The sequence below is a fragment of the Longimicrobiales bacterium genome (assembly GCA_028823235.1).
Classification (GTDB): Bacteria; Gemmatimonadota; Gemmatimonadetes; order Longimicrobiales; family Gaopeijiaceae; genus UBA2589.
This window is the reverse complement of record JAPKBW010000018.1, coordinates 1-14,396: the sequence shown is the minus strand read 5'-3', so window position 1 is coordinate 14,396 and position 14,396 is coordinate 1. Positions and strand designations below refer to the sequence as shown.

General features: G+C 60.8%; 12 protein-coding genes. 8 read left to right on the top strand and 4 right to left on the bottom strand.

The genetic code is table 11. The annotated features are described in order from the left end of the window. Window positions 1–258: 258 nt before the first annotated feature. On the bottom strand, window positions 259–1,689 hold the full coding sequence (locus tag OSA81_10635) for an amidase (GenBank protein ID MDE0899464.1): 1,431 nt from the start codon (window positions 1,687–1,689) through the stop codon (window positions 259–261). Window positions 1,690–1,857: 168 nt separating this feature from the next. Then, window positions 1,858–2,358, bottom strand: coding sequence for a YajQ family cyclic di-GMP-binding protein (locus tag OSA81_10630; protein ID MDE0899463.1), 501 nt, complete (start codon window positions 2,356–2,358; stop codon window positions 1,858–1,860). A gap of 91 nt (window positions 2,359–2,449) precedes the next feature. Here OSA81_10630 and OSA81_10625 point away from each other — a divergent pair, with 91 nt between their 5' ends. From OSA81_10625 to OSA81_10610, 4 genes are all read left to right on the top strand, one after another. Further along, window positions 2,450–3,430, top strand: a complete 981-nt coding sequence (locus OSA81_10625) for an MBL fold metallo-hydrolase (GenBank protein MDE0899462.1) — start codon at window positions 2,450–2,452, stop codon at window positions 3,428–3,430. Window positions 3,431–3,528: 98 nt separating this feature from the next. Next, window positions 3,529–4,143 carry a hypothetical protein gene (locus OSA81_10620; GenBank protein ID MDE0899461.1) on the top strand — a complete coding sequence of 205 codons (615 nt, stop codon included), beginning with the start codon at window positions 3,529–3,531 and terminating at the stop codon, window positions 4,141–4,143. A gap of 530 nt (window positions 4,144–4,673) precedes the next feature. Beyond that, window positions 4,674–5,066 (top strand): hypothetical protein, encoded by a 393-nt coding sequence (locus OSA81_10615; GenBank protein MDE0899460.1) that lies wholly within the window; start codon window positions 4,674–4,676, stop codon window positions 5,064–5,066. Window positions 5,067–5,088: 22 nt separating this feature from the next. Further along, on the top strand, window positions 5,089–5,844 hold the full coding sequence (locus OSA81_10610) for a hypothetical protein (GenBank protein MDE0899459.1): 756 nt from the start codon (window positions 5,089–5,091) through the stop codon (window positions 5,842–5,844). 170 nt (window positions 5,845–6,014) lie between these two features. Here OSA81_10610 and OSA81_10605 read toward each other — a convergent pair whose 3' ends face one another. Next, entirely contained in the window at window positions 6,015–7,763 is a 1,749-nt protein-coding gene (locus OSA81_10605; protein ID MDE0899458.1) for an ABC transporter ATP-binding protein, read from the bottom strand. Between the two features lie 86 nt (window positions 7,764–7,849). Here OSA81_10605 and OSA81_10600 point away from each other — a divergent pair, with 86 nt between their 5' ends. The 3 genes from OSA81_10600 to tkt all read left to right on the top strand — a co-directional run bounded on the left by OSA81_10600 (window position 7,850) and on the right by tkt (window position 12,964). After that, the gene (locus OSA81_10600) at window positions 7,850–8,281 is read left to right on the top strand and encodes a hypothetical protein (GenBank protein MDE0899457.1); all 432 of its coding nucleotides are present in this window, start codon (window positions 7,850–7,852) and stop codon (window positions 8,279–8,281) included. A gap of 141 nt (window positions 8,282–8,422) precedes the next feature. Beyond that, window positions 8,423–10,876 (top strand): leucine--tRNA ligase, encoded by a 2,454-nt coding sequence (leuS, locus tag OSA81_10595; protein ID MDE0899456.1) that lies wholly within the window; start codon window positions 8,423–8,425, stop codon window positions 10,874–10,876. A gap of 51 nt (window positions 10,877–10,927) precedes the next feature. Then, window positions 10,928–12,964, top strand: coding sequence for a transketolase (gene tkt, locus OSA81_10590; GenBank protein MDE0899455.1), 2,037 nt, complete (start codon window positions 10,928–10,930; stop codon window positions 12,962–12,964). Window positions 12,965–13,163: 199 nt separating this feature from the next. Here the strand turns inward: tkt and OSA81_10585 are convergent, their stop codons facing one another. Further along, window positions 13,164–13,961: a SprT family zinc-dependent metalloprotease gene (locus OSA81_10585; GenBank protein MDE0899454.1), complete on the bottom strand. Its 798-nt coding sequence runs from the start codon at window positions 13,959–13,961 to the stop codon at window positions 13,164–13,166. A 189-nt stretch (window positions 13,962–14,150) separates the two neighbouring features. Here OSA81_10585 and OSA81_10580 point away from each other — a divergent pair. Continuing rightward, a partial coding sequence (locus tag OSA81_10580) for a hypothetical protein (GenBank protein MDE0899453.1) occupies window positions 14,151–14,396 on the top strand: 246 nt, incomplete at its 3' end.

The window sequence follows — 14,396 nt, the reverse complement described above, 5'->3', positions numbered from 1 at the left end:
GCAAGCGAGTCGGCCTGGCTTAGATAGTACCAGAATTAATCGCCGAGTTTGATCGGGGTGGATCCTGTGATGTCGGTCTTGTAGGGTCCGCCGCCGATCAGAAATCTGAAGGTTTCGTTGTCCCGGTTGTTTAGGCGAGCTGGGGGGGCGACCGCTAGGGATCCGCGGATCATTTCGTCTCGAGGATAGGTCCTCGGATTCACTCGATGATATCCAAGGCTGTTCGATTTCTGTCGTGTGGTCTGTCGGCCCTTGGATCTACAGCGAGGGGACGGGAGGCTGACCCAGCCGATCGTGCCCGTTTCCGATGGCTCGCTCAATGGCGAGGGCCACGCCAAGGAGTAACTCATCATCACCACCTCGAGCGACGACCTGCATCCCCACCGGCATCCCGGTCGCATCGAGTCCGACGGGAATCGAGATCGCGCACAGGGCGAGAAGATTGATGGCGCAGGCCGGCCGTAGCGTCGCGTAGTTCACTTCGGCGTAGCGGTCGAGATCGTTTTCGATCTCGGCGACAGGGGGCGGAGTGATGAGATTGGCCGGGAGGACGAGCACGTCGACGTCCGAAAAGAGCGTGTCTGCGAACGCGGCCATTCGTCGGTGCTTTGCGATTGCTGCGCGGTACTCTTCCGAGCTCAAGGGCAGGGCCCCGTCGAGTCGTTGACCGACTGTAGGGTGCAAGATGGGAGGCCACTCTGGCAGGGTCTCATGCAGGAAGGCATTGATCTCCGCCCTCCCGATCCCCGAGCTCATGTACAGGTCGGCCGCGTCGTCCAGCATGGTTGCGACCACTCGCCTCAGGCGAGCGCCTCCGCTCTCGATGTCCTCGAGTGTACTCTCGAGGACATCACGGATGTCGGGCTGACACGCCTCCCAGATGGTGCACTCAGGCAATCCGATTCTGACCCCATCCAGTATGCTCGTCTCGAGCGCTTCCATGAGCAGGGATGGGTCGCTCCACCGCGGATCAACGGATCCGAAGAAATGGACGCTGTCCTCGACCGAACGGGTAAGCGCCCCGACGGTATCGAAGGTCGTGCTGAGCTGGACCACGCCGTCCGTTGGCCATCGGCCCTTCGTGGTCTTGTGACCGACCACGCCGGTAAAGGCGGCCGGGATGCGTATGGATCCGCCTGTGTCAGAGCCAAGGGCAACCATCGCTGACTCCTCCCAGAGACTGACACCAGCCCCGCAGGACGATCCGCCGGGAATCCTCGGCACCCTGGCATCCCAAGGATTCCGTGGTGTGCCCCAATGCGGGTTGAACCCCACGCCTCCGTATGCGAACTCGACTGTGTGGGTTTTTCCTACGATGACAGCTCCTGCCCGACGGAGTCTCTCGATCATCCAGGCATCTTGCGACCACGGATCCGGCGGCAGCTGACGAGCCGAGCCGGCGAAGCTCGGCATGCCTTCGACGCCGTACAGATCCTTCACCGAAATGGGAATACCGCACAGTGGTGGGGCGGGGGCGGCGAGTGGGGTTCTGGTTTTGATCGCGGCCGCGTCGAGGGCCGCGTCAGCGGAGGCAGCCTGAGTCAGGGCTCCCTCGGCGTCGAAGTGCTTGTAGGCCCCGAGCGCTCCGTCCCTCGCCTTATGGCACTCGACGGCCTCCTGCACGAGCTGTCGTGCGGTGATGTCTCGACGGCGAAGCGCGTCGACCGTCTCCGCAAGAGACTGGGTCACGGAGTCACGACAGGACGTCGACGGTGAACGTCGATGCCACATTTCCATTGATGTGGATCGTCATAAGCCTCGGTAGCATCCGGCAACTGTGCAGGTGTGTGTGACGAGCGAGCGCCGACTGCGATCGACAAGACGAAAATGGGCGCGAGACACAGCAAGGAGTCCCCGCTACCGGTAGTTCCCGAACATGAGTTCGACCCCGTAGTCCTTCGGCTTCAGAAACGCCATTACGGCCTGAAGGTCATCTCGGGACGCGGAGGTGACGCGCAATTCCTCGCCCTGGATCTGTACCTGCACCTTCTTGAAGCCGTCGTCCTTGATGTCCTTCACGATCTTCTTGGCGGTCTCCTGATCGATACCTGACTTGAGGCTGATCACCATTCGTGCACGCCCGAGTGAGCCGACCTCCACCGGGCCCTCATCAATATTCTTTAGCGGTACCTGTCGGCGGGCGAGCTTCTCCCTCACAACGCCGAGGAGTTGCGTGAGACGGTACTCGTCGTCTGCGTCGAGTTTCACCGAACTGGTCGCCCGATCGAAGTCGATCTCGCAACTCGTCCCCTTGAAGTCATAGCGAGTCAGCGTCTCCTTGGTCGCCTGATTTACAGCGTTGTCGACTTCCTGGAGATCGATACTCGTCGTGATGTCGAAGGATTCTTTCTTGGCCATGGCTCGCAGGGGGGTAACACGTGAACACTTTGGATTCTCGGAAAGTACGTGGCCTCTCGCGGATCCGTAACTCGTCGGTTCGATTGTCGACATGAACTCTTCAAGGCGTGACTTCGTGCGGACGCTAGGGATGGCTGGCGTCGGATTCGCCGCAGGGCCTGCGGGGCTGTCGGCTGCGATGCGGATGGCGAGCAAGATTGCCATTGACCCATATGCCATCGTGCTCGGCATCGCCCAGGATGCCGGGATGCCCCAGGTCGGTTGCTATGCGGACCGCTGCAACAAGGCTCGTGAGCGTGAGCAGCCCCGCTTCGCATCGTCACTCGCACTCGTGAATCCTGATGCCGACCGCTTCTACCTGGTCGATGCGACACCGGACATCACCAGACAGCTAGACCTGATTGACGAGCCCAGGTTTCGGACGAGGGCAGGGGAGCGAAGGCCGTTCGATGGGATCTTCCTGACCCATGCCCACATCGGCCACTACGCGGGTCTCGCCGTCCTCGGGCGCGAGGGACTCGGCATGGCTCCGACGCCGACGTACTGCACTGAGCGAATGGCGGCCTACCTGAGGGAGAACGGTCCCTGGGAATTGATGGTGCGTGAGGGACGTCTCGATCTCTATCCGATTACGCCCGACGCGTGGACACACATCGACCCGCAACTCGAGGCCCGGGCGCTCCTCGTGCCGCACCGCCCCGAGTATGCCGATACGGTAGGGTGGATGTTCCGGGGACCGAGCCAGACCGTCCTATACCTGCCCGACATCGACTCTTGGGAACGGTGGGAGCTCGACGTAGCCGATGTCGTCGCGAGCGTGGACACCGCCCTCCTCGATGGGTCGTTCTATTCAGGTGCGGAAGTGCCGGGTCGAAATATCGAAGACATTCCGCATCCGCTCATGCCACACTCGATGGATGTGCTTCAAGAACGTGTTGAGTCGGGCGACCGGGTCGTCTTCACGCATATCAACAACACGAATCCGGCCATCTTCGAGGACAGCCCCGAAGCGGCGGAAGTACGGTCTCGCGGCTTCGAAATCGCGACCGAAGGTTTGAGGATTCCACTCTAGGTGATCTTGCCGGGCTGCCTAAGCATAGATGCTCTGCCAACCGGCAACCCATGTTTAGGTTTTCGATCTCCCCAAAGTTATCGAAACCGGAGGTGCCGATGGAGCGTACGGTGGGGGTGCCCGGTAAGCGCTATCTGTTGCGGATGAACTTCCGTGGCCACTTGTTTGTTCGTATGCGTATGTTTCGTTCTGAAGGGAGATTCCTAGTGCGACGTCTCGTGTTTGTGTTGGGTGTGGCCGGGGTGCTCGCTGTTTCGGCGAAGCCAGTCGACGCACAGCTAAAGTTTGCTCCTCATGTGGCCATGGTCTCAAGCTTCGCTGACGCCATCGACAACACTCTGGGGCTGAACGGTAAGTTCGGCGCAGGTGCCCGGCTTGGCCTTGAGGTGCCAATGTTTCCGATTGGCGTCTACGCGATGGGCACCTACTTCTTTACGGACGATGCCGAGGTGTCGTACTACACGGCGTCAGTCATGGGGAAGCTCGGTGTCCCGGTCCCGGTTATTTCCCCGTATCTCCTCGGTGGTTATCAGCGCAGCGCGACGAGCCTCGGCGGCTTGGAAAGATTGGAGAACGTTGGATTTGTCGGGCTGGGCGTTCAGATCAGCAGGCTGTTCCTCGAGGGCTCGGTGGAGTTTATTGAGGACGACCCATCCCTCCCGGACCTCGACAACGATCCGATCGTATTCAAGGCCGGCTTCATTATCGGCTGATGAAAGGCTGAGATCTGACGGTCCGATTCTGGGCTGTCTGAGGGGGGCGGCCATGCGGTCGGCTCTCCGCTTCTATCGAGGGCGTGGTTGGCGAGCTGCCCTAGGAAGCCCCGATGTATCGCGTGTGCGGACGACGGGAGCCTGTAGACGATGATCGACCTTTGGTGGTCCGGAGGCCACGCGGCAAATCGGAGTTCGGCTGTACTGGATTGCCTCACAGCCAACATCGGACTTCGAATTCTCTCCCTGAATCTGGTTGCGGCCGTCTTTCTGGCCGCGTCCCGACTATTTCGAGTCATTCAGATGGGCCCCGACGGGTGTTGGTTGGCATCGATCTTTCGAGGCTGATCAAGCTTGGTGCCGCCGCTTGACATATTTTCCGCCACGGCCGAGTAGGGGCTCCCCGCTGGACGAGTAATTTATTCACCTTAGGCGAGTAAGACCTATGTGCAATGGCGTTTCTTTGACTCGTCATTCAGTTTGAATCAGATATGGGCCGTTTCTGAATTCTTGAAATCGGAGTTTCTTCGATGCTGTCTTCGAAATCTGTACCGAGTGTGTTCGGGATAGCGGCCCTTGCCATCATGGGTTCGGCATGCGGCGGCGGCGTAGCAACTCCCCCACCCGAGCCCTTCAGTGGCGATGTCTCGACGGTTCTCACGATCGAAATTCAGAACCAGCAGCTCGAGGACGCCCGTGTCTACTTGATTGTGGACGGGCAGCGTGAGCGCCTTGGATCCCTCCGTGGGAACCAGACCAAGACGTTTTACCATCCCATGGACGGCATTCGCTCGGTGCACATGGAGTTCGACATCACGCTTGGGCCGCGCTGCGTGTCTCGTGATGTGATGCTTGGCCCGGGGGATGATGTTGCAACCAGGATCCCGGCCATGCTCGTCGCGTTCAACGGGATCTGCCGCTAGGTCCAGGTTAACTGACGGAAAAGTGAGTAAGAATTCCAGTGTGTCCAGACAGGGACCGCTCGCGACTCTCGCGGCGATCGCGGTCGCGTTAGGGTCTGCTGCGTGCGAGCCGGTGTCAGATGGCGAAAGTGAGGCGGCCTCGGTCACCGCCAGCGAGCCCACTCCGAGTGCCTCGGGTGTCTCCTTAGTCCGAGGGTCTCTCGTCTTGGGTCTGGAGGTTCGGAGCATCAAACCCTGCGCAGAAGACCGTGAGTTCTGGGTGATCCCGACGAGAGAGTTGGTGGAGGTGTACGATGCGCTCAGTGGAGAGCCCTATGCGCCTGTCTTCGTGGAGGTCGAGGCCCTTTCGGGCCCGGCGCCCGAGACCGGGTTCGGTGCTGCCTATGAGGGACTGTTGACCGTGCGGGAACTCCGACGCGCGGCGCCTGCGACTGAGGGTTTTGGTTGCGGCGAGGACGTGAGTACTTTCGCTTTTCGAGCTTCCGGCGAGGAGCCGTTCTGGCACCTCAGGGTCACGCCTTCGGGGATCTTCCTGTCCACGCCGGACATCCCTGAGACGGTATTCGAACCCGCCTCTCCGACTCGGTTCGGGGACGGTTGGGCTTACGAGTCCCGAGCCACCGGTCCCGAAGCCATCAGGATACGGGCCGTGTTCGAGGCCGGACCCTGTAGCGACAGCATGGTTGGGGCGGTCTTCACTTGGACCGCGCGTGTTGAAATCGGAGCTGATGTAAGTACGGGGTGTGCCTGGGAAGGCACGGAAGCTCCCAATCGCTGACCCTTCGCTCTCTCCGTGCCCACCCGCTTTCCGGGAAACAGGTTCGATGAGCCGCTCAGGACTTTGTGCCGCGTTCTTATCGACGATGACGGCCGGTGACCTCCCGCCGGAAGTGGTAGCTGTGCAGGCCATCACTGGGGACTGGTAGGTTACCGCCCTTGAGACGGGTGCTAGATACGTGCCTGCACGGTGTAGAGTTGGTGGTAGCGGCCCTCGGCCGTCATGAGATCATCATGCTTGCCGCGCTCGACCACCTCTCCGCCCTCAAGCACCAGGATCAGGTCTGCTCGCTGGATCGTTGTGAGGCGATGTGCGATCACGATGGTGGTACGGTCGCGAAGCAGGTCGTCCAGGCTCGCCTGGATCAAAGCTTCGCTTTCGGTGTCGAGGCTGGACGTCGCCTCATCCAAGAGCAGAACACGTGGGTCGGCGAGCAGGGCTCGTGCGATTGTTACGCGCTGACGCTGACCACCGCTCAGTTTGACCCCTCGCTCGCCTATGATCGTCTCCAGGCCGTCCGGGAACCGATCGGAAAATTCCCTTATATAAGCCTTCTCTGCCGCGTCATCGATTTCCGCGTCCGTCGCCTCGGGGCTCGCAAATCGGAGATTGTCTCGAATCGTCCCGTCGAAGAGGAAGTCGTCCTGGAACACCAGTCCAAGCTGCTTCCGATAGCTCGCGAGGTTCACCGTGCGCAGGTCGACACCGTCCATGACCACGCGACCTGAGTCCGGCGTCAGGAACGTCGCTGCGAGCCCGGCCATCGTGGATTTACCTGAACCGGAACTTCCGACGAGTGCCACGACCATGCCTGGCGTCGCTTCGAAGGAAACACCATGCAGTACCGGCTTGTCGTCATCATACCGGAAGCGGACGTCCTCGAATACGAGATGTCCCGTGATCGCGGGCATCGTCACCGTACGCTCCGGGTCATCGTCTTCCTGGGGCCAGCCCAAGACTTCCGCAGTACGATCGAGTCCAGCGAACGCCTCGGTCATCTGGGTCCCGATGTTCGCCATCTGGAGGACCGGGGCAATCAGGAAACCGAGCAGGAGAATGAACGAAATGAGCTCACCTGCGGTGAGCAGGTCCTGACCGATAAGAAGGCTTCCGTAGCCGAGAATAAGAACGCTCGCCATGCCTATGAAGAACGTGCCGAGACTCGTCACCAGGCTCGATGTGGTGAGGGTCGTCTTCACGTTTGCGAAGATCTTCATGACCCCTTCCAGGAAGATGTCCCCCTCTTTGTCGACCGCGTGGAATCCTTTGATGATCCGGATGCCACCGAGGGCTTCAGTCAGGCGGCCAATGACCTCCGCCCTTATCTTTCCACGCTCGCGGAAGGCGGGGCGCAGCGTCTGAAACGCCCTTATGGACACAAAGCCGAACGCGGCGAGTGGCACGAGGGCCAGACCTGTCATTGCGACGTTCGTACGCATGAGGAATACGAACGCAACGATCGTGGTGATCGTCCCGCCGACAAGCTGCACGAGTCCAGTCCCCACAAGGTTTCTGACACCTTCGACGTCATCCATGATCCGGGACACCAGTTCACCGGTCTTGGTGTTGTCATGGACGCGCACGGGAAGCTGCAGCACGTGCTTCTGCACCTGTGACCGCAGGTTCGCGATGAGGTTCTGTGCCTCCACGCTGAGCAGCATCGTCATCGCGTATGACGTCGACGCCTGGATCGCGATAGCTCCTGCGACAATGCTCAGGTAGAAGGGAAGGCGGTCGGTATCGCCAGTCGTGGGTCCGTCGATGATGTAGCGCGACACGAGCGGGAGGGCGAGTCCTGAAAGGCGGTTCATGACGATCAGAATCAATCCGATTCCGATCAGATTCTTCCGCGGCCATATGATCTCTTCGAACGCGTTGCGCAGGCTCGCGCCGGAGATCTTTTTCTTGGGTTTCGACATTGTCTCGGAAGATACACTATGAGTGAGTCGCTGCGGGACTCTTCGCGGCGCTGGACCAAGTCCCGATCCCGTACAGACCTGATTTGATGCGAACGAGTTACCTCCTGATTGTCAGCACGTGCGTGTCGCTGACCGGTTGTCAGCCGGACACGGTCCTGGGGTTCGCCATCGGGGATATCTCCGGTCTGTGGGTCGCGTCGAGCTACGTCTACAGTGACGTCTCCGGTGAAGAGCCGTCAGTTGATCTCGTCGCAAGAGACGGCGCGATGTTCACTGCTGTGGTTGACTACGGCCCGAGGCCTCCGATCATCAGCACCACGTTTGCCGATGGTGCGGGAATGGAAGTCTCCGGCGGCGGGACGGTGGATATCACGGTTGGCACCCTGACCATTGAAGGCGACGTGTTTGACATCGTGGACAACGATGTCGAAATGACGCTGACGGGCGCGGCCATGATGTACGATTTCGATTCGGGCGCGCGGGCTGCTGTCCTGACGATACAGCTGGGGCGTATCTGACCGGGGCTGTCGCCCCTTGGGACGACTTCCCGCGCCATGTAGCTTTGCGGTTCCTTCGGATCACCGGCCTTACCCGCTGTGGTCCTCATGTACTGACTCGGCGGCCATGAACTCGCTGCCGGTCACGAAGTCCGCCTGATCATGGCCCACGAAGAAAAAGACGGGTACAACCCGTCGGAAGTCGAAGAGAAGTGGCAGCGTCTCTGGGAAGAGCGAGGCACGAACACGCTCACGCGTGAGGAGCTGAGGAACGCGGAGGACCCGTTCTACAACCTCATGATGTTCCCGTATCCGTCCGCAGAGGGACTTCACGTCGGCAACATCTACGCATTCGCAGGCGCAGACACGCACGGCCGCTTTCAGCGACTCCTCGGCAAGACGGTCTTCGAGCCGATGGGCTTCGACGCGTTCGGGATTCACTCCGAGAATTTCGCACTGAAGATCGGCACGCATCCGATGGATCTGATCCCGTCGAACGTCAAGAACTTTACGCGACAGTTGCGCCGTATCGGCGGCATGTTCGACTGGGAGCACTCGGTCGATACAACCCACCCGTCCTACTACAAATGGACGCAGTGGATTTTCCTGCAGTTTTTCAAGGCAGGGCTGGCCGAGCAGAAGGAGGCGCCGGTCAATTGGTGTCCCTCATGCATGACCGTGCTGTCGAACGAGCAGGTCGTTGGAGGAGCGTGCGAGCGCTGCAGTACGCCTGTCGAACAACGACGCATCACGCAGTGGTTCTTCCGGATCACGAAATACGCACAGCGCCTGCTCGACAATCTCGAGGACCTGGACTGGTCGACCACGACGGTCAAGGCGCAGTCGAACTGGATCGGCCGAAGTACGGGGGCCCAGCTCCACTTCCCCGTGGTCGACGCAGCCGGGGAGCCCACCGGGACGAAGATCGAGGTCTACACGACACGTCCGGATACGGTGTTCGGGGCGACGTACGTTGTTCTGTCTCCTGAGCATCCGCTCGTGCAGGAGGTCACTGACGACGGCCAGCGCCCCTCGGTATATGCGTATGTCGACAAGGCCGCGAAGAAGGACCTCGTGGCCCGACAGAAGACCGACAAGACGAAGACTGGTGTGCCAACGGGTGGCTTCTGTCGGAATCCCGCGACGGGACAATTGATCCCGATCTGGGTCGCCGACTACGTGCTCATGGAGTACGGGACCGGCGCGATCATGGCGGTACCCGGCCACGATAGTCGTGACTTCGAGTTTGCCGAGCAGTTCGAGTTGCCGATCGTTCGCGTCGTCGCGGGTCCTGACGACAATGCCGATACGCCACTGACGGAAGCCTACGTTGGCGCTGGGCGGCTGGTGCATTCCGGTTTGTTCGACGGGATAGACGTGAAGGAGTCCGTGGACGCGGTCACCGCGTGGGCGGCCGAGCAGGGATGGGGTGACGCGAAGGTCAATTTCCGCCTCCATGACTGGTGCATTTCGCGGCAGCGATACTGGGGTCCTCCTATTCCGATCGTTCACTGTGAGGCGTGTGGGCCGGTCGCGGTACCCGAGGATCAGCTTCCGGTCATTCTGCCGCGAGTTGAGGATTTTAAGCCCGATGATTCAGGGATCAGCCCTCTGGCTCGGGTCGAAGAGTGGTACAAGACGACGTGTCCGGAGTGTGGAGCAGGCGCGCGTCGGGAGACTGACGTGTCCGACACGTTCCTTGATTCGGGCTGGTACTTCATCCGGTACCCATCTGCAGATTTCGACGATGTGCCGTTCGATCCTGAGATCACGAAGAAGTGGTTGCCGCTGAACACGTACATCGGTGGGAATGAACACGCCGTGCTGCACCTGCTTTACTCACGGTTCATCACGATGGTGCTGAAGGACCTGGGCCATATCGACTTTGAAGAGCCGTACCAGGTCTTCCGGGCGCACGGGCTCATAATTGCCGACGGCACGAAGATGTCGAAGAGCAAGGGGAACGTGATCGTCCCTGACCCGATTATTGAGGAATTCGGTGCGGACACCTTCCGCACTTACCTGATGTTCCTGGGGCCGTTCGAGGAGGGTGGTGACTATCGCCCGCAGGGGATCCAGGGGCCACACGGCTTCCTGCATCGCCTCTGGGACACCGTGGTCTCTGCCGGTGACAGAGAGCCGAACGCGGCAGTGGAACGGAAGGTTCATCAGACGATTCGCCAGGTGACGGACCAGTTGCCAAAGCTCGGCTACAACACGGCGATTGCGGCACTGATGGAGTGCCTAAACGTGATTCGATCCGGGGGACGCTCCGCCGCACGGGCCGAAGTCGAGCCGCTGATCGTCATGGTTGCTCCGTTTGCGCCTCACATGGCAGAGGAGCTCTGGGAACGCCTGGGGCATGAAGACAGCATCTTCGATGGCGGAAACTGGCCTGACTTTGACCCGGAAAAGGCGGTCGAGTCCACTATCGAGATCGCGATCCAGGTCAACGGAAAGCGGCGTGCTGCGATCCAGATGCCCAAGGACGCCGAGGAGGCGATTGTCGTCGCTGCGGCGAGGGCCGACGAGAATGTGCGTCGGCATCTGGAGGGGGTCCAGGAGCGGCGCGTGATTTATGTGCCGGGACGCCTCGTGAATTTTGTCGTGGGCTAACGCCACGGTCGGGATGGGTTAGGCCAGGGATTACTCTGACGAGCGAGTCACATGAACAGCACCGAACAGCTGGCGATCGATGCGATTCGGGTTCTTTCGATGGACGCCGTACAGCAGGCGAACTCCGGGCACCCGGGTACACCGATGGCCCTGGCCCCGGTGGGATATGTGCTTTTCCATCGTCACTTGAGTCACAATCCGCGTGATCCGCAGTGGCTGGACCGTGACCGCTTCATTCTCTCGATCGGGCATGCGTCGATGCTCATGTACTCTCTCCTGCACCTCAGCGGCTACGAGGTCTCGGAAGAAGATATCCGGAACTTCCGGCAGTGGGGCTCGCCCACGGCTGGGCACCCGGAGTACGGACATATCCCTGGGGTCGAGACGACCACCGGTCCATTGGGGCAGGGGATCGCCAACTCAGTCGGGTTCGCACTCGCTGAGCGTTGGCTCGCGGAGCGGTTCAATCGGCCGGGACACGAGGTCGTGGACCACCACACGATCGCGCTGTGCTCCGACGGTGATGTCATGGAGGGTATCTCGCATGAGGCAGGAGCCATCGCGGGCCATCAGCAGCTCGGGAAATTGATCTGGATCTGGGATGACAACCGGATCACCATCGAGGGCGGGACCGACCTCTCCACCTCTACTGATCAGGGCGCTCGTTTCGCGTCGTACGGATGGCACGTGCTCCATGTCGAAGACGGAAACGACGTGGATGCGATCGACGCGGCCATAGCCGCAGGCAAGGCCGAGACCGCCCGCCCGACGTTCATCGTCCTCCGCACGACCATCGCATACGGGAGCCCCGGAAAGGCCGGGACGTCTGCATCGCACGGTACGCCACTGGGAGCAGACGAGATCGCTGCGACCAAGGCGAACCTCGGCTACCCTTCGACCGAGCCCTTCCACGTCGATGCGGGGGCTCGTGAGCACTGGAGCTCGTGCGTGCCGAAGGGAAAGACTGCACAGACTGAATGGCAGGCGAGCTTTGATGCTTACCGGTCCGCTCATCCTGATCTCGCGGGTGAGTACGAGCAGGTGATGGCTGGTGGATTGCCGGACGGGTGGGACGCAGAAGTGCCTGACTTGGCTGCGACTACCTCTGCCGATGCCACGCGCGGTTGGTCAGGGAAAGTCATCCAGGGACTCGCCGCAGGCATGCCGAACCTCATTGGTGGTTCGGCCGACCTAGGTGGTTCGAACAAGACTGATATCAAGGGAGCTGACAGCTTGCTGCCGGCTACTCCGGCGGGTCGGGTCGTCCACTATGGCGTCCGAGAGCACGCAATGGGGTCAATCATGAACGGCATGACCCTGCACGGGGGTGTCCGCCCCTACGCTGGGACGTTCCTGATCTTCTCCGACTACATGCGGCCGGCGATTCGTCTCGCGGGGCTGATGGAGCAGCCGGTTGTGTACGTGTTCTCGCACGACTCGATCGGTCTCGGCGAAGACGGCCCCACGCATCAGCCGGTCGAGCATATGGCGGCGCTGCGCGCGATTCCGAACGTCATGGATCTGAGGCCTGGAGATGGCCCTGAGACGGAGGTGGCGTGGCGGGTTGCGATCGAACGAAAGAACGGCCCGTCCTTCCTGGCGTTGAGCCGCCAGAAGGTGGCCGTGCTCGCTCGCGAGGGAAGTGCCGCAGCGGACGAGAACTCCGGAGATGTGCTCGCGTCTGCAGACGGACTTCGCCGCGGTGGGTATGTGTTAGCCGAGGCCACGGGTGGAGAACCCGAGGTGATTCTCATGGCGAGTGGAACTGAGCTTGGCCTGGCCGTCGACGCGCGTATGGTGCTCGAAGCCGATGGGATTCCGACGAGAGTAGTGAGTCTGCCGAGCTGGTTCCTCTTCGGTCAGCAGGATCAGACGTATCGAGACGAGGTCCTCCCACCTTCGGTGTCGGCTCGCGTTTCTGTCGAGGCCGGAAGCACATTCGGCTGGCACCGCTGGATCGGTGACGGTGGGCAGGCTATTGGGCTCGATCACTTTGGTGCGTCCGCACCGGCAGAAATTCTCTTCGAAAAGTTCGGATTCACGATCGACAATGTCGTCGCCCTCGCTCGGGATGGGGCTGGCCGCTAGGTCCCGTCGTGTAAGAGTCGGACAGGATCTCGGCCTCGTCGGGATTATCCGCTCGAAAAACAGCGCCCCATGATAAAGGTCGACCGGTTCAGTCGCAGCGAGTTCTTAGAAAGTGTGCGTATGGGGGGTGCGTCGTATACGTGCCGCGAGGACTGTTACGATCCGCAATCAGCCGATGCCCAGAGGCGACGGCACTGCGTTAGGCCTGAGTAGCCGCTTCAGCGAGCGCGGACCTCTGGGCGGACAGCGCGGCGGGGAGAGGCGGAACGCGCGTGACAGCATCCCGCCGCCGCTTCCGGTATCGGACTGGCCGGTCATACAGTGTCGTGGGTCGACAACCCACCCCCTGCGCCCATGCCTTCCAGGATGCACCGTGACCGCGTCCCCCCGACTCAAGGTAGTCAGCGACGTGCGCCATCTCGTGGAGAAGTGTGTCGGCACGCTCCGCTCCATTCCCCGGGAGCATGAGGTCAACGTTCAGCGCGATCTCGGTCACTCGACGCTCTTCGTCTTTCGTGACGCCCGGCATCATATGACCGAGGGCTGACTTCATTCGGTTGCTGAGCCGAACAGGCACGTTGTCTGGAAGCCGTCCGTCGAAGCGAGTGGTATTGAAGAAGTGATACAAGGTCCGTAGGTAGGCGTGTTGATCCGGAGTGGCGCAACAATGTGCAGCGCCACCGCCTACTGAGCCTGCAGTGCGGTCTGCGTGCTGCCGGCGCAGGTCGGCGAGGGCTGTCTTGAGGTCAGGCCAGTCACTGATTTCTTCGGCGGCTGCGCGCGAATGTCGAGAAGTGATACCTCCCTCGATCGCTATTCTGGCGAACGCGTCCAGCAGGCTTGGTGTCGCACGGCGGTAGGCGGCGTGGACGTTCAACACCGTACCTCGCTGTGTCAGCGACCACACCGTGTGGCGGTTGTGGCGAAAGCGCACGCATCTTACGTGCACTGTGCCGCGCTCCCGGAGTGCGTGCAGGAAGTCTGTCGGTGTCAGCACGTTACGCCCCCCATCCCCAATGCGTTTCTAAGAACCTATCGCACGAGATATCGTAGCGGAAAGTCTGGGGCAGCACTGTATACGGTGCACATGCCTCTCATCCCTATTGCGCGGAATCATCGTTTGGTGTTTCGTAACAACGATTCCCCTGAATTCCCGTTCGGACACACCCAGTTCCGGAGGCATGTCGTGGCTACGAAGAAAAAGAAACCAGCGTCCAAGAAGAAGGCTGCGCCCAAGAAGAAGGCCGCAGCTAAGCCGACATCGAATAAGGCTTCCGGAGCGAAGAAGCGTCCGGCACGGAAAACCGCTCCGAAGAAGGCTGCCAAGAAGGCTGCTCCGAAGAAAGCCACTAAGAAGGCTGCTCCGAAGAAGGCCGTTAAGAAGGCTGCTCCGAAGAAAGCCACTAAGAAGGCTGCTCCGAAGAAAGCCACT

Bases quoted from the DNA above. Each gene is read 5' to 3' on its own strand.
- OSA81_10620 (MDE0899461.1), top strand. From the start codon at position 3,529: ATGGAGCGTACGGTGGGGGTGCCCGGTAAGCGCTATCTGTTGCGGATG.
- OSA81_10605 (MDE0899458.1), bottom strand. From the start codon at position 7,763: ATGTCGAAACCCAAGAAAAAGATCTCCGGCGCGAGCCTGCGCAACGCG.
- OSA81_10615 (MDE0899460.1), top strand. From the start codon at position 4,674: ATGCTGTCTTCGAAATCTGTACCGAGTGTGTTCGGGATAGCGGCCCTT.
- leuS (MDE0899456.1), top strand. From the start codon at position 8,423: ATGGCCCACGAAGAAAAAGACGGGTACAACCCGTCGGAAGTCGAAGAG.
- OSA81_10600 (MDE0899457.1), top strand. From the start codon at position 7,850: ATGCGAACGAGTTACCTCCTGATTGTCAGCACGTGCGTGTCGCTGACC.
- tkt (MDE0899455.1), top strand. From the start codon at position 10,928: ATGAACAGCACCGAACAGCTGGCGATCGATGCGATTCGGGTTCTTTCG.
- OSA81_10630 (MDE0899463.1), bottom strand. From the start codon at position 2,358: ATGGCCAAGAAAGAATCCTTCGACATCACGACGAGTATCGATCTCCAG.
- OSA81_10625 (MDE0899462.1), top strand. From the start codon at position 2,450: ATGAACTCTTCAAGGCGTGACTTCGTGCGGACGCTAGGGATGGCTGGC.